Origin of the sequence: Gracilibacillus orientalis (assembly GCF_900114645.1) — a bacterium.
GTDB classification, from domain to species: Bacteria; Bacillota; Bacilli; order Bacillales; family Amphibacillaceae; genus Gracilibacillus; species Gracilibacillus orientalis.
Genome location: NZ_FOTR01000013.1, coordinates 1 through 16664, shown reverse-complemented (window position 1 = coordinate 16664; position 16664 = coordinate 1). Strand labels below are relative to the sequence as shown.

The 16664-nt window shown below is 34.9% G+C and carries 13 protein-coding genes and 1 riboswitch; of the genes, 11 read left to right on the top strand and 2 right to left on the bottom strand.

Features of this window, described 5'->3' with window-relative positions:
- Window positions 1-341 precede the first annotated feature (341 nt).
- The 5 genes from yfmF to BM121_RS18230 all read left to right on the top strand — a co-directional run bounded on the left by yfmF (window position 342) and on the right by BM121_RS18230 (window position 5121).
- A complete protein-coding gene (gene yfmF, locus BM121_RS18250; RefSeq protein ID WP_091485364.1) occupies window positions 342-1625 on the top strand; it encodes an EF-P 5-aminopentanol modification-associated protein YfmF in 1284 nt (427 codons plus the stop codon).
- Window positions 1615-2901 carry an EF-P 5-aminopentanol modification-associated protein YfmH gene (gene yfmH / locus BM121_RS18245; protein WP_091485362.1) on the top strand — a complete coding sequence of 429 codons (1287 nt, stop codon included), beginning with the start codon at window positions 1615-1617 and terminating at the stop codon, window positions 2899-2901. Before yfmF ends, yfmH begins: the two co-directional genes overlap by 11 nt.
- 10 nt (window positions 2902-2911) lie before the next feature.
- Window positions 2912-3634, top strand: a complete 723-nt coding sequence (gene ymfI, locus BM121_RS18240; RefSeq protein ID WP_091485360.1) for an elongation factor P 5-aminopentanone reductase — start codon at window positions 2912-2914, stop codon at window positions 3632-3634.
- An 87-nt stretch (window positions 3635-3721) separates the two neighbouring features.
- Window positions 3722-3979: a DUF3243 domain-containing protein gene (locus tag BM121_RS18235; protein WP_091485359.1), complete on the top strand. Its 258-nt coding sequence runs from the start codon at window positions 3722-3724 to the stop codon at window positions 3977-3979.
- Between the two features lie 260 nt (window positions 3980-4239).
- On the top strand, window positions 4240-5121 hold the full coding sequence (locus tag BM121_RS18230; RefSeq protein ID WP_091485357.1) for a helix-turn-helix domain-containing protein: 882 nt from the start codon (window positions 4240-4242) through the stop codon (window positions 5119-5121).
- 65 nt (window positions 5122-5186) lie between these two features.
- On the opposite strand, the gene BM121_RS18225 is transcribed toward BM121_RS18230, so the two are convergent.
- Window positions 5187-5450 (bottom strand): hypothetical protein, encoded by a 264-nt coding sequence (locus tag BM121_RS18225; RefSeq protein WP_139220288.1) that lies wholly within the window; start codon window positions 5448-5450, stop codon window positions 5187-5189.
- 93 nt (window positions 5451-5543) lie between these two features.
- Between BM121_RS18225 and pgsA the strand changes: the two genes are divergently transcribed.
- The 5 genes from pgsA (at window position 5544) to BM121_RS18195 (ending at window position 11702) form a co-directional block, all read left to right on the top strand.
- Window positions 5544-6122 (top strand): CDP-diacylglycerol--glycerol-3-phosphate 3-phosphatidyltransferase, encoded by a 579-nt coding sequence (pgsA, locus tag BM121_RS18220; RefSeq protein ID WP_091485353.1) that lies wholly within the window; start codon window positions 5544-5546, stop codon window positions 6120-6122.
- Window positions 6122-7369 (top strand): competence/damage-inducible protein A, encoded by a 1248-nt coding sequence (locus BM121_RS18215; RefSeq protein WP_091485351.1) that lies wholly within the window; start codon window positions 6122-6124, stop codon window positions 7367-7369. Before pgsA ends, BM121_RS18215 begins: the two co-directional genes overlap by 1 nt.
- Before the next feature lie 192 nt (window positions 7370-7561).
- Window positions 7562-8641, top strand: a complete 1080-nt coding sequence (gene recA / locus BM121_RS18210; RefSeq protein ID WP_091485350.1) for a recombinase RecA — start codon at window positions 7562-7564, stop codon at window positions 8639-8641.
- A 361-nt stretch (window positions 8642-9002) separates the two neighbouring features.
- Complete coding sequence (gene rny, locus BM121_RS18205) at window positions 9003-10562, top strand: ribonuclease Y (RefSeq protein WP_091485347.1); 1560 nt, start codon at window positions 9003-9005, stop codon at window positions 10560-10562.
- A gap of 921 nt (window positions 10563-11483) precedes the next feature.
- Entirely contained in the window at window positions 11484-11702 is a 219-nt protein-coding gene (locus BM121_RS18195) for a hypothetical protein (protein ID WP_091485344.1), read from the top strand.
- Between the two features lie 64 nt (window positions 11703-11766).
- Here BM121_RS18195 and BM121_RS18190 read toward each other — a convergent pair whose 3' ends face one another.
- Entirely contained in the window at window positions 11767-12450 is a 684-nt protein-coding gene (locus BM121_RS18190; RefSeq protein WP_091485342.1) for a 4'-phosphopantetheinyl transferase family protein, read from the bottom strand.
- Between the two features lie 570 nt (window positions 12451-13020).
- Window positions 13021-13109, top strand: a riboswitch (cyclic di-GMP riboswitch).
- A gap of 265 nt (window positions 13110-13374) precedes the next feature.
- Between BM121_RS18190 and BM121_RS18185 the strand changes: the two genes are divergently transcribed.
- On the top strand, window positions 13375-16374 hold the full coding sequence (locus BM121_RS18185) for a non-ribosomal peptide synthetase family protein (protein WP_245780847.1): 3000 nt from the start codon (window positions 13375-13377) through the stop codon (window positions 16372-16374).
- Window positions 16375-16664: the final 290 nt, after the last annotated feature.

Genomic DNA, 16664 nt, shown 5'->3' with positions numbered 1-16664 from the left:
TCGTCAGCAAAATCCCCACTTCAAGGTTTGAGTTAAATGGGAGATAACAACCTGCTAACTTTCGCTAACCATCAGTTGGTGTCAAAACACTACTGATGGAAGTTTACTTTGAACTTTCTGATCTTGCAAAAGAAGCTTAAAAACCCGTTTAGATGTAAGGTAACGGGTTTTTAAGCTTTTCATACAATTTGTGTCAAATAATTGAAATATAGCTGTTTCCAGAGGAGAGGAAGTGATAGGTCTAAAAATACTTTGAAGACAACTTCTCCATTTAGCATAATATTTGGATCTTTTTGATAGAATAAAGAAGACAACAAAAATAAATTCAAAGGAGTAGAATTATGGCCGAATCTTTAGAGCGAATCATCCCAAGAGAAGGGTATGATTTACATCTTATACATACTAAGAAATTTAAAACCATTCACCTGTCATTAAAGTTCACGTCAAAGTTAACTAGAGAAAATATTACGAAAAGAGCGTTACTTCCCTATATTTTGCAGCAAGGTACGGAGAATTACCCTACTGCCATACAATTACGGCAACATCTTGATGAGCTATATGGCACTGTTTTAGCAGTTGACAGTAGTAAAAAAGGTGAGAATCATATCTTAAATATTCGATTAGAATTGCCAAATGAACAATACATCGCAGGTTCTCAGGATTTATTAGATAAAGGAATTGCTTTTCTTCGTGAAGTAATTTATCAACCAAAATTAGTTAATCAAGGATTCGATCCCAAAATTGTAGCTCGTGAAAAAGAAACCTTGCGTAGCAAGATGGAATCACTAAAAGAGGATAAAATAAGCTTTGCAAACACTCGCCTAATTGAGGAAATGTGTAACGAAGAGGCATATCGTTTACGTGTGCATGGATACGAGGAAGATTTAGATAAGATTACTGCAGAGGATCTTTATGCTTATTATCAACAAATTTTGAACCAGGATCATCTTGATATTTTTGCAGTTGGTGATATTGAAGGTTTATATGTAGAGGGAAAAATCACAGAATTGGTAGATGAGAGAGAACAGCAACCAATTGAAAAAGGGAAGAAAGTAGCAAGTGCCAATGAACAAACACTAATAGAAAAAGATGATATAAAGCAAGCTAAATTACATTTTGGTTATCGAACCAATATTACGTTTGATGACGAGGATTATCCAGCGTTACATGTTTTTAACGGTCTGTTTGGCGGATTTCCTAGCTCCAAATTATTTATGAATGTACGTGAGAAGCATAGTTTAGCATACTATGCTGCATCAAGAATTGAAAGTCATAAAGGATTAATGTTTGTCTTTAGCGGGATTGGACCAGAACAATATGAAAAAGCAAAAGAGATCATTTTAGAACAGATGGAAGAAATGCGTAATGGTGAGTTTACTGATAATGAGCTAAGCGAGACGAAAGAAATGACCATTAATCAATTACGGGAAACATTAGATAACCCACACGGTATGATTGAATTACACTACCAAAGTGTGTTGGCACAATCATCCATTACACCTAAGGAATTATTAGAGAAGGTAAACACTGTTACGAAAGAGCAAGTAATGAATGTCGCCAATAAAGTGAAACTTGATACTATTTATTTGTTGACGAGTAAGGAGGCGGAACAAAGTGAAGCATAAACATTATCAACAAATCGAAGAGAATATATATGCAGATACACTTTCGAATGGATTACGCGTTTTTATTTTACCAAAACAGGAGATGGCAAAAACTTTTGCTATTTTTACAACCGATTATGGGTCAATTGACCAGAGCTTTGTTCCACTAAATGAACAAGATTTACAGACGGTCCCTGATGGGATTGCACACTTTTTAGAGCATAAATTATTTGAAAAAGAAGATCGTGACGTTTTTCAGGATTTTTCAAAACTGGGTGCTTCAGCTAATGCGTTTACTTCTTTTACAAAAACAGCTTATTTATTCTCTGCAACCTCAAAAATAAAAGAGAGTTTACAAACACTTGTAGATTTTGTGCAAAATCCCTATTTCTCTGAGCAATCTGTTGAAAAAGAAAAAGGAATTATTGCACAAGAAATACGTATGTATGATGATCAGCCAGATTGGCGAGCGTTTTTCGGAACGATTAAAAGTCTCTATCATCACCATCCGGTACAAATCGATATTGCTGGGACAGTAGAGTCGATTCATAATATTACAAAAGATGATTTATATACGTGTTATCGCACCTTTTATCATCCAAATAATATGGCACTGTTTATAGCGGGAAATGTTGACCCTGAAGAAACAATGGCATTTATAAAAAATAACCAAGATCAAAAAGATTTTGAGGCACCTGCACCGATCACAAGAAAATTTCCAGATGAGCCGAAAGAAGTAGCCGAAAAAGAAGTAACAATAACAATGCCTGTTTCCGTTCCAAAAGCTTTGGTAGGTATAAAAGAGAGTGTTATTCCGAAAGATCCGAAAGAATTCATGGAAAAAGAATGGTTAATGGATATAGTATTAGACCACTTATTTTCTAAAAGTGGTGTGGCATATGAACGGTTGTATGAAGCGGGCCTTATTGATCAATCGTTTAGTAGTGAATCACACTTAGAACGTAATTTCGGCTTTAGCATTATCGGTGGAAACACCAAAGATCCAGAAAAATTAGCCCAAGCGATAAAACAAGAATTGTTAAACCTTCAAACCACTTCGATGGATCAGCAAGGTTTCGAGCGGATAAAACGCAAGAAAATTGGCCAAATATTACGTGCGATGAATTCATTAGAATTTATTGCGAATCAATATACACATTATCAATTATTAGGTATTGACTTCTTTGAAAGTATCGAATGGTTGGAAAACCTGACGCATGCTGATATGCAGGATTTTACTAAAAACTGGATTAATGAAGAACAACTTTCTACTTGTTTTGTCAAAGCTAATGAATAGAGGATAAGCGATGGAGAAGAGAACGATTATAACTGGTGCAAGTGGGGAAATTGGGATGGCGATCGCCAACCAATTAGCAAATAAAGGGCATGCACTCTTTTTGCATTATAATCAAAACAGAACAGCTATTGAGCAATTACAGGAGCAAATACCAAGCGATCAAATAATTGATGTGATTCAATCAGATTTATCCACAAGTGAAGGTTTAGCTCAATTTATTCATCAGGTGCCACAGCAAGATATTGATCAGCTTATATATACTAGCGGAAAGTCTTATTTTGGCTTATTTCAAGATATGGAAGAACAAGATATGGATGAAATGCTCCAATTACATGTGAAATCTCCATGGAAAATAGCGCAAGCATTAATTCCTGATATGATACGAAATAAATTTGGACGGATCATATTGATTTCTTCGATTTGGGGTGAAATTGGGGCGAGCTGTGAAGTTGCATATTCGACCGTAAAGGGCGCTCAAAATGCTTTTATCAGAGCCTTAGCAAAAGAGTTAGGTCCAAGTAATATTTTTGTGAATGGGGTTAGTCCTGGCTTTATCGATACCAAAATGAATCAAGCTATGACCGCTCAGGAAAAACAAGAGCTAATTCAAGACATTCCATTGCAAAGAGCAGGTAAACCTGAGGATGTTGCAGATGCTGTTCAGTTTCTTTGTAGTAATCAATCTAAGTATATACAGGGTGAATTAATCCGAGTTAATGGTGCTTGGGGATGAATATAGAATATCTTCCTATTGTTAGTATGCATATTTTTATAAAATTATCGAAAGATACTAATGTATGCTGATAAAGGAGGAATGAACATGTCTGTAATTGATAATTTTGAGTCATGGAAGGATTTTTTAGGAGATCGATTGCATGATGCACAAAATAATGGTATAGGTAACCAAGCAGTTTCAGAGCTTGCATATGATATTGGCAATTACTTATCCACAGAAGTGCAAGCTAAAAACGATCAAGAGAAAATGCTAAGTGACTTATGGAATGCAGCAGATGAGAAAGAACAGCATGCCATTGCGAATACCATGGTAAAGCTTGTTCAAAACGAAGGTACAAAATAATACAGAATTTACCCTATAAAGCATTATGATATGTTTTATAGGGTTTTTTAAATTCTTTATCATCTCCGTCTTTTTAAAAATTTCTTTAATTTGTAAGATTCACGTATATTTCACTTTTCAATCGGTTTATTTTAAGATATGATAAAGACATATTGTTTAAAATGAAACATACTGGAATAAATAATCGTCAACTATTATAGAGTGCGTTAACATATAAAGTTCGGATAATATAGATAAATGATTGATGGATGGTGTTACAGATGGGAATCGGAGAAAGATTAAAAGAAGAACGTGAAAGCAAAAATATGACATTAGAAGACGTTCAAAACCTTACCAAAATACAAGTAAGATATTTGGATGCGATAGAACAAGAACGGTTTAATGTTATGCCCGGTTCTTTTTACGTACGGGCTTTTATTAAGGAATATGCTACCGTACTTGGTTTGAATCCAGAGGAATTAATGGAAGAGTACAAAAATGACTTACCTTTTGAAAAAGAGGAAAAAGTAGCACCTTCTCGTGTGAAAAGTAGTAAAAAAAATAGAACAACTACAAACACACCAGTTATTTTTTCCTTCTTACCTAGTGTCATTGTGGTTTTGTTAATTATTGGTATTGTCGTGTTGGTTTGGTTATTTAGACAAGGCTATTTTACTGGAGATGAAGCAGATCCGACACAGACAGGAAATGATGATAATACCGCTGGTGAGTCTGTTGAATATAAGAGCCCGGGTGAAGAAAAATCAACAGATGAAGAGCAAGCGGAAGAGGATGAACCGGAAGAGCGAGAAGAAGCAGAAGAACCGGAACTAACAACAGAGCTATCCTTGGACAGCTATGAAAATAACGAGTCCTACTATAATCTGACAACAACTGAAGAGAATGTCAACATGGTTATCACTTCTGAAAATAAAAACTGGCTTGACATACAAGATCAGTCAGATGAAAGTTTATATTATAAAACGTTAACAGCTGATGAAAGTCCATTAGAGCTTGATGTTTCCGATGCAGAAGAGCTTTACTTAAGTTTCGGTGAACCGCAAAACATCCATATTGAAATAAATGGTGAAGAACTTGAGTTATCTGATGAAATACAAGCATCTCTAGTTCAAAAAGTATGGATTACGATAGAAAAACAATAAAGGCTCTTTCATAACCCTCTTTTGTTCTTAAAGAGGGTTATGTTTTCAGAAACAAAGAAAACTGTCTATACATAAAATATAAACTGCGGAGTTATCCTTTTTAAATTTGCCTTCATCCATTTTTTGGATGAGTGTTTGATCGTCGCTGCAGAAAAATACTCCCTTTCCGAGGGCACGGCTTCAGCTAACTTGGTAAAGAAAATCACTTTACCACCAAGTGGATCTTCAGCTCGCGCTATTCCTCCAGGAGTGTCGCATTTTTCCGCAACAACGGCTAAGCACTCATATACAATCAGAATGGAAGAAAGCTTCACACCGAAAATATTCATTAGTTCGCTGTTTTTAATCTGTTACGAATAAGAACAGAGCGGAATCGGGCGGTTTTGTCCGATTTATTTTAAAATATGAAGGAGTGTCAGGAAATGAATATACCTAATCGAATAACATTATCACGAATTATGCTTATACCTATTTTTATTTTATTATTATCCTATCCATTTGATTGGGGAGTGTGGAATGTTGCTGATCAGTCCATTCCCATTGTTGATTTAGTTGCTTTGATTATTTTTGCAGTAGCTTCGGCAACCGATTGGCTTGATGGATATTATGCTCGAAAACATCAGTTAGTGACAAATCTCGGGAAATTTCTTGATCCGATGGCAGACAAATTATTAGTATCTGCTGCATTTATTTTGTTAGTTTCGATGGAAATTGCCCCTGCATGGGTAGTAATTATCATTATTAGTCGTGAATTTGCAGTTACTGGGTTGCGACTTGTTGCAGCAGGAGAAGGAGTTGTACTGGCTGCTGGTCAACTTGGTAAATTAAAGACAGTTTTGCAAATACTTGCAATCATTTTCTTATTGCTGCATAATGTTCCGTTTTCTGCGCTTGGGTTACCAATCGATAGTATTTTATTATATGCTGCTTTACTCATTACGGTTGTTTCGGGGGTAGAATACTTTGTGAAAAATTGGCATGTGATGGGAGATTCTAAATAATGACAGAAGTAAAAGCAGAACTTGTTTCAGTAGGTACAGAACTATTGTTAGGACAAATTGTTAATACAAATGCAGCCTGGATTTCAGAACAATTAGCTGAAAAGGGGGTTTCTGTCTATTATCATTCAGTAGTTGGTGATAATTTTAATCGCCTGGCCGAAGTTTTTCTTGAAGCAGGAAAAAGATCTGATATTGTTTTCATAACAGGTGGTCTTGGTCCGACAGAAGATGACCTGACAAGAGAAGCCTTTCAACATATTTCAGGTTTACATATCGAAGAAGATCAAGGTACAATAAATAAAATGGAAGCTTTTTTTGCCAAAATTAATCGCACAATGACACCTAATAACCGTAAGCAAGCGCATGTGTTCCAAGATTCAAAGGTGTTACATAATTCAGTCGGTATTGCACCAGGAATAATCGTGGACTATAATAAAACACTTTGGGTGTTCATGCCAGGTGTACCACGGGAAATGAAGGCGATTATGACAGAAGAGGTACTGCCTTTTCTGAAAGAGACATTCGTTTTAAAAACAGTGATCAGGTCACGAATGTTACGCTTTATTGGGATTGGCGAGTCACAACTAGAACATAACCTTAGAGATTTAGTATCGAATCAAACTAATCCTACGATTGCTCCTTTAGCATCTGAAGGTGAAGTAGCTCTAAGGCTTACGGCAAAGGCTGAAAACAATCAAGAGGCAGAGCAGCTTATCGATCAGATAGAATTAAAGATTAAGAAAGAAGTTGGACAATATCTTTACGGTTATGACAATGTTACTATCGAAAAGACAGTGTTTGATCTGTTGAAGCAGAAACACCTAACGATTGCTAGCGCAGAAAGCTTGACAGGTGGAGCGTTTGCTTCTAAAGTGGTGGAGCAAGGTGGAGCATCTGCGATATTTAATGGTGCAGCTGTTGTATATCAACCTTCGTCCAAAGTTTCGGCATTAAGTGTAAATGATGAACTCATCGCAGCCCATGGAACAGTTAGTAAAGAGTGTGCAGAAGCAATGGCTTCTCAAGTAAAGAAAGTTTATCAGTCTAAACTGGGTATTAGTTTTACTGGAGTAGCTGGTCCTGAAGAGTTGGAAAAGCAGTCAGCTGGCACTGTTTATATTTCCATTTGTGACCACAATAACAAGCACTACACAGAGAGATTTCAATTTAATGGTGATCGTCAAACAATTCGTAATAGGGCAGTTAAAAAGGCTTTTGAATTGCTATTCTATCATCTGAAGAAATGAAAATATTTTTTTGTATGATAGGAAAAGTATTTTTTCTAGAGAGCTAATACTAGAAAAAATGCTTTTCTTCAGGTTTTTATTAATAATGTTATTTGTTTTCATGAAAATAATGGGAACATTTATTCGTTTTATACTTGTGAAACTTGCCGAAAGATTGTAAGATAGTAATAGCAATATGAAGGAGGAATTAATGTGAGTGATAGAAAACAAGCCTTAGATATGGCGTTAAAGCAAATTGAGAAACAGTTCGGTAAAGGCTCCATTATGAAGCTTGGCGAAAAAGCAGAACAACAGGTAGCGACCGTTTCAAGTGGATCCATTGCAGTAGACGTTGCATTAGGTGTTGGTGGTTATCCACGAGGACGTGTAGTTGAAATATATGGACCAGAATCATCTGGTAAAACAACAGTATCTCTTCATGCAATTGCTGAAGCACAACGAGCAGGTGGACAAGCTGCGTTTATCGATGCGGAACATGCGCTTGACCCAGTATATGCAAAAAGACTAGGTGTTAATGTAGATGATCTATTACTATCTCAACCTGATACTGGAGAACAAGCTTTGGAAATAGCTGAAGCCCTCGTGCGTAGTGGTGCTGTAGATATGGTTGTTATTGACTCAGTAGCTGCCCTAGTGCCAAAAGCGGAAATCGAAGGGGAAATGGGTGATGCACACGTCGGCTTACAAGCTCGTTTGATGTCTCAAGCGTTACGTAAGTTATCTGGTGCAATAAATAAATCTAGAACAACAGCAGTATTTATTAACCAAATCCGTGAAAAAGTCGGTGTTATGTTCGGTAGTCCGGAGACAACTCCAGGTGGTAGAGCGTTGAAGTTCTATTCTTCTGTTAGATTGGAAGTAAGACGTGCAGAAACGTTAAAAATAGGAAATGATATGGTTGGTAACAAAACGCGTATTAAAGTCGTGAAAAATAAAGTAGCGCCACCATTTAAACAAGCGGAAGTTGATATTATGTATGGTGAAGGTATATCGCGAGAAGGAGAAATACTAGATATCGGCTCTAATTTAGATATTGTACTAAAAAGTGGTGCCTGGTACTCTTATAACAGTGAAAGACTTGGTCAAGGTCGTGAAAATGCCAAACAATTCTTAAAAGAAAATCCAGCTATAGCAGAGGAAATCTATCTCTCTATTCGAGCTCAATACGATCTTGAGGATGATAACGCAGAAGAGGAAACTAAAAAGGGTTCCAAGGGGAAGTCCAAAGAGAGTTCTAAAGAGAGCAACAAAGAGAGTTTACTAGAGGAATAAAAAATCCATGCTCCGTAGTCAGTAATTGACTGTGGAGTTTCTTTTATAGTATATTATATTGCCTTTGGCAAGAGTGAAATTGATGGGATACTGGAGTGAAGAATGGATGAGAAGCCTGATCTGCCAGAATGCAAAAGTCATTATTTTACATTTACAATAAGAATAAGACTATAGATTCGGTATGTTTTACCTGTTCCTTCATATTGATGCAAAATCTTTACATTCCTTGACATCCTAGTAATAGAAGATTAAAATTAACATGTATAATTCAACAAATATTATACATGTAAATTTTAAAAACGTATTATTGTACATGCCGACTTAAAAATTGTACAAGTTTATAGCAAGAGGAGGTGAAAGTATGGATACTACAGCGATCATCATCTCCATTTTGCTTACATTTGTCGGTATTGTTGTTGGTTATCTGATTAGAAAGAAAATTGCAGAGAAGAAAATTTCGAGTGCAGAAGAATTAGCAAAACAAATTGTGGAAGAGGGCTATAAAAACGCTGAAGTTGCGAAGAAAGAAGCATTACTAGAAGCGAAGGACGAAAATCATATAATTCGTCAACAAGCGGATGAAGAGCTTAGAGAACGTCGAGCAGAAATTCAAAAGCTTGAAAGTCGTCTCATGCAAAAGGAAGAAAACCTTAATCGTAAGGATCAAACTTTAGACAAGCGTGAGTTATTGTTAGAAAAGAAAGAAGGTTCGCTTACAGAAAAACAACAACAAATTGAAGAAATGGAAAGCAAAGTTGGAGCAATGTTAAGCGAGCAACAAGCAGAATTAGAGCGGATATCAGGATATACCACGGATCAAGCAAAACAAATTATTTTGCAACGTGTGGAAGAAGAAGTGACACATGAATCAGCCATGATTATCAAAGAAGCAGAAAATCGTGCGAAAGAAGAAGCTGATAAGAAAGCTAAAAACGTCTTGTCGTTAGCACTACAACGATGTGCTGCTGATCATGTGGCTGAAACCACAGTTTCCGTTGTCAATCTTCCGAATGATGAGATGAAAGGTCGAATTATTGGTCGTGAAGGACGCAATATTCGAACATTAGAAACTCTAACAGGTATTGATCTAATAATTGACGATACACCAGAAGCGGTAATCTTATCTGGTTTTGACCCAATCCGTCGTGAGATTGCTCGAATCGCATTAGAAAAATTAGTGCAAGATGGGCGTATTCACCCCGCCAGAATTGAAGAAATGGTGGATAAATCAAGACGAGAAGTCGATGAATATATTCGTGATTATGGAGAACAGACAACGTTTGAAATAGGAGTTCATGGTCTTCATCCTGATCTAGTGAAAATATTAGGGCGATTGAAATATCGAACAAGCTATGGACAGAATGTTTTAAAACACTCAACGGAAGTAGCTTATTTATCCGGTCTATTAGCTGCTGAGCTCGGAGAAGATCAAACACTTGCTAGGCGTGCCGGTTTATTACATGACATTGGGAAAGCAATTGACCATGAAGTGGAAGGTAGCCACGTAGAAATCGGTAAAGAGCTAGCAACGAAATACAAAGAAAATGAAGTTGTTATTAATTCAGTTGCTTCACACCATGGAGATGAAGAAGCAACATCTGTCATTGCAGTAATCGTTGCTGCAGCAGATGCACTTTCAGCGGCTCGTCCAGGTGCAAGAAGTGAGACACTAGAGAATTACATTAAACGTTTAGAAAAACTAGAAGAGATTTCAGAATCATATGCAGGTGTTGAAAAATCATTTGCAATTCAAGCTGGTAGGGAAATTCGTATCATAGTGAAACCAGATGAAATTGATGATGCAGAATCTACCAAGATCTCAAGAGATATTCGAAAACGAATTGAGGATGAGTTGGATTATCCTGGTCACATAAAAGTAACCGTAATCCGTGAAACTCGCTCAGTAGAATACGCAAAATAGAGAGGCTATTACAGTCTCTCTATTTTATTTTACACTATAAGACAGTATAAAATTCATTATTTTTTTATTAGTAAATGAAGGCCTTAACTATAACTACTTCGATTAGCCGAATTTTTCTTTATTTAAATGTTGCGCAAATGAAATAATACAAGATAAACAGGTGTCGAAAGAATACGATATCAAATTGTGACATTTAGAAATTAGTGTGCAAAACGTGGGGAATCACTATACCCATGGATTCAGCTATCTTAAGAGGATCATTTGTACAGTAATTTTTAACTAATTGACCTACTCTATTTTTTATAGCCCCCCATCACCCCAATCACTCATAGTTTCTGCATTTTTTAGGTGTGAATTTCTGTTTTGCTATTCTTTTGGCTATTCGGTGGTAAACCTTCTATCCGACTATACCTAAAAGTAGAAGTGGACGGCATAGTTTCACAGATTAACCTTAAAAAAGAAGACATCCGTATAAGTGGTAATCTCATACACTTGGATGGCTTAACGTTTATTGACGAAGCTATAATACAAGTGTTCATATCGCAAATACGACAATCGAAAGAGGCTATTTAAAACGTGCCATAATTGGCGAAGCGCAAATAGATGATTTGGCAGTAATCAATGCAATTCAGTTTGATAGTCCTCGTGATGCATCTTGGCATTACCAAGTAGATGATATTCAAGTTATCCAGTCGTTTGAAGATAATGCACAATGTTGGTATGCAACTTATAGGCATGGACCAGGTAACTTAGATTCAAATCGCAATAGAATTGTGTATTAATTCCGGTAGTGGTTATAAAAAATATTAGAAAATACGGCTAATTTAAGAGTTAATGGCAAGACACCAGAGCATTGCAAGAATACCTTGATACAGTAGTAGAGGGCATTATAAGCGTATAAGCGATCAAGTACGTAACAACGTGAATGGTACAACTAATGATTTCGGTAATGGCAACAAGGGTAACTTAGTCATTAAAGCACTACAAAGTAAGGTTGGTGCTAAAGTAGATGGTTTAATAGGTCCTAATACAATCGGCTCTTTACAGAAATTTTTAGATACACCTTATGATAAAGTCCTTAGTCGTCCGTCTATGGTTGTCAACGCTTTACAACGTGGATTAAATAAAGGCATATTTTAATAAGTCGTGAATACAAAATCTATGTAGTTAAGGAAGGAGCGCCATGGAAAAGCGCTCCTTATTTTTATAGATCTATTTCTTTAATTAGCTTTTGAAATGATATTATTTCAATACTTTTTGGCCTTCGATTATAACTTGCTATGGCTAAAACATAATTTGAATCCAGAAAAAAATGTTTAAACGTCCAATATGTTGTATCTATATTCTTGGGGTGACGATCAATTTTTTCAAGTTTTAAATCAAATGAAAATGTTTCAGGAGATAAAAAAAATCCTTTACCAACACCTTTTATAAAGCTTTCTTTTAGTGTCCATATTTTATAGAAGTAAGAAAGTCTATTTTGGATTGGTTGTTTCTCTAGCTGATAAATTTCTGATGGACTAAAAAAATGGTGTGCGAGCTTAAGATCAATTGGTACGATATGTTCAATATCAACACCAATTGGAAAGTGATCTAAAGCAATGGTAACCCATTCTCCTGAATGCGAAAGATTAAAATGAAAGTCTGGATAATTTTGAAAAAAAGGCTTCCCATATTCATTGTAGTAAAATGATATGTATTTATTTTCTATCCCCCAATAATCTATTACTGACTTTCTCAGAAGAAGTTCGCTAACAATAGATCGAATCTGGTCATTTACAGATCGATACTTTTCAAGTCTTGATCTCCTTTCAGTACTTATCGAAGATATAAAACGATTCCGTATGGTTAAGTCAAAATCATCTATTTTTGTGGCAACTATTTTCATAACATCACCTCTTTAAGATTTTGTAAAATAGCAAAGAACAAATTTCCTGTAAATTCTGAACATTAGAACTATATCATTATAATAGTAAGCTCGAATAGTGTTAATCAGAAATTGTGTAATGTTAAATATTTTTAAATGAAAATGGTGAAAAAAGTTTATTATTGTATTATATTGACAAAATATGATTATTTAGTTACTGTAAAGGTGAAAACAACATGAATTAGAATTATTTGGATCATATAATACGAAAGTTTTATTACTTTAGGATCCACAATCCATAATTCAAAACTATAATTACTTTCGACATATATTGTCAAAAATTCTTTTATTCAATAGTGTAATTAAATAGTTTCTATTTTAAATTATACATAATTTACTCAAAAGAGATATCTTTATATATAAAAGTTAAATAAGTAGAAACATTAAATAATGCTTCTGGATTAACATGGCAAGATAAAATGTAAGGGTCTTTTCACTTTTTCTTAAATCCTACAAAAATAATAAAAATTCTAGTTGAAAAATATTGTGCTAAACTTAATATAAAATTTAAATAGTAATAATTGAATTATCGTACGATAATAGCAAAACCATTGAAAAGTGGTGACGCAAAGCTATAGGGGCTAAGGTGAAATATAAATCTATGCCAGCCAGTTGCCGAATACGACGGAAACTCCGTCTATTTTGACGGAGTTTTTGTGTTTTTCGGATTTTTAAAGGAGGTGAGAAATATTCATTTAAAATAATAACATTTGTTCTAAAAGCGCAAAAACAGGATTAGAGGGTATAATCAATTGTATCCTGTCTGGGATAGATCTGGCGCTGAAAAGTCAGATCTTTGATCTGAGCACGCAGAAACAATCGATCGACAGTTTCCATAACTAATTATATGAAAAAATAGGAGGTTTTTATATTAAACCAAATAATTTGAGTCTTATTTTATCAAAACATGCTAAGGAAACACCAGACCAGGTTGCGCTAATAGTAGACGGAGAAAAAATAACTTACGAGAATTTAGAGAAGTCTAGCAATCAACTTTCTAATTATTTATTTTTGAAAGGTACACGAAAAGGAGATAGAGTAGGTATATCTCTTGAACGTTCAAAAGACCTTATAGTAGCAATGTTAGCTATTGTGAATATTGGAGCCATATATGTCCCCATTGATACAGCAAATCCAAAAGAACGCATCGAGTTTATAATTGAAGATTCGAAAATATCTGTTCTAATCACAACCAGTGCTATTATTTCTAACATGCCAGTAGTCAATATTGGAGCTATACTACTAGATAATGAATCAACTCAAATAGTAGCTGCAAATCGCATTAATCACCAAAAAGAAGTAGAACCAACAGATGTGGCATACATGATGTATACTTCAGGCTCTACAGGAACACCTAAAGGAGTGATGGTGCCACATCAAGGAATTATACGATTAGTTTGTGATACCAATTATATTTCTATTAATAAACAGGATACAATACCTCTTGTTTCGACTATATCTTTTGATGCATCGACCCTAGAAATATGGGGGGCATTATTGAACGGTGCGACCCTAGTGATCCCCAAATTCAGAAAAGCATCACCGACCAGTATTTGTAATATTTTAAAGGAAAATAATATATCCATCATGTTTCTTACAACAGGTCTATTTAATTTAATGGTGGAAGAAAGATTGGAGTACATGAATGGACTTAAATATTTAATAACTGGTGGAGACGTCATGTCAACTTCTTCAGCTACAAAAGCTAAGAAAAATTTGAAAAATACCCGCATTATTAATGGGTATGGCCCGACGGAAAACACTGTATTTACAACCTTTTTTGAAATTCCTTCCAACTGGAATCTAAATCGTAATATTCCGATTGGTAATGCAATAACAAATACAAATGTTTATATTATGGATGAACAGTTAAAGAGAGTAAAAGATGGGGAAATTGGTGAACTCGTTGCTGGTGGGCTTGGAGTTGCTCGAGGTTATTGGAATCGAAAAGAATTAACTGATGAAAAATTTATTGAACACAATGGTGAACGGTTGTACAAAACTGGTGATTTGGTTCGACAAGCAGATGATGGGAACATAGAATTTTTGGGAAGAGTCGATCATCAAGTGAAGATTCGAGGGTTTCGCATAGAACTAGGTGAACTTGAAACTACCATTTCACAATTTGGATCTATAAAAGCTTGTACAGTTATGGTAAACGAAGTTACACCAGGTGATAAAAGGTTGGTTGCTTTTGTAGTTCCAAAGGATCGTATGACTTTGGAACTGAGATATTTAAAAGCATTTCTAGAGCAAAAATTACCAAACTATATGCTTCCGTCTAATTATGTAATAAAGGACGAGTTGCCTTTAACAAATAATGGGAAAGTTGATCGGAATGCGTTGTCCTCAGGAAAGATGTTTACACGCCCTGATTTGGGTATTAGTTATCAAGAGCCACGAAAAAGAGAAGAAGTGAGTTTGACTAGTATTTGGGAAAAGATTTTATTAGTTGATAAAATAGGAGTAAATGATGATTTTTTTGATCTCGGAGGCAATTCAATATTAGTTGCTCGAGCAATTATTCAAATGCAGGAATCTCTCCAAACTAAGTTACCTGCAAGTGTTTTGTATGAATACCCTACAATCGCAAAAATTTGCACATTTTTAAACCAGGATTCGATTAAAGCAGAATCGTTAGATTTAGCAGCAGAAGTTCAGTTAGATCAAAAAATCGCACCGTTACAACATTTTAATCCTTCTTCTTTTAAGCAAAAAGCCATATTTTTAACTGGAGCAACTGGATTTTTAGGTGCGTTTTTAATACAAGAGTTACTATTTACTAATCCTGAAACACGTATTTACTGTTTAGTTAGAGACTCTAGTTCTCAAAAAGGTTTGCAACGTATACAAAAAAACATGGAGAAGTATTCTATTTGGAAAAAAGAGTTTTTATATAATATTATTCCAATTACTGGTGATTTAAACAAACCTAAACTCGGATTATCAAGTTATGCTTTTTCTCAATTGTCTGAAACTATAGATGTTATTTATCATAACGGAGCAAAAGTCAATTATGTTCAGTCCTATGAATTGCATAAAAACACTAATGTAACAGGAACTAAAACCATTTTGGATTTTGCTTGTGCCAATAAATTAAAACCCGTACATTATCTTTCTACCATTTCTGTATTTGGTCCAATTGGTTTCTTTACTAACATAAATAAAATAACGGAAGATAGTAATTTAAACTTTAGTGAAACCTATCTTTACAAAGACATAGGATATGCACAGAGTAAATGGGTTGCAGAGAAAATAATGTGGGAGGCTGATAAAAGAGGAGTGCCAGTAACAGTATTCCGGCCTGGTTTCATTATGGGGCATAGTAGATCCGGAGTTAACAATACTGAAGATTATGTAGCTAGACTGATAAAAGGATGTATTCAATTAGGAACTTATGGTGATCTTCCGAATCAAAGAAAGGAATTCGTTCCTGTCGATTATGTAGCAAAAGCAATCTGTGAAATTAGTAGAAATCCCTCTAACTTTGGCGAAGCATATCATTTGGTGCCTTCATATAATCAGAGTTTAGATATTGTTGATTTTTTTGAAGAAATAAATAAAAACATGGGATATAATATCAATAAAACTCCTTATAAAGAATGGGTCGACCAATTAGTTGAATCTACACTTAATCAAAGCGATAATGCACTTACACCTTTTTTACCATTGTTAACTGAGCCTCTTTATAAAGATAAAACAGCATGGGAGCTATATGAAAATATGCCAAAATATGACTCGTCAAATACTCAGGTAGCTTTAGCTGAAAGCGGATTGAAATGCCCGGAGATGAATCATTCGTTGTTGCATATATATTTTGACTACATGATAAAAATAGGCTTTATTCCAGCATCACCAAAATTAAAGTTATCTGTTAAAGTATAATAATTCAAATTTCATTATATAGATGTTCTAGCGTCTAACTAAGTGAGTTACTATACATTAAAAGCAATTGTTATCTGAAAAATATCCAATGATAAAAAACTGAGTTCTGAACGCGAATTTTTATCTTTTCTATAAGATTTATGCCCATCACAATTAAGTGGTGGGTTTTCGTTAGAATGAAAATGGACCGGTGTGGAACAACCGGCCCTAACAAATGACCTGATATAATGAATAACAAACGTCAAAATAATTGATTATTTATCTTTATCATTGTTAAAATCAGTCGGGTC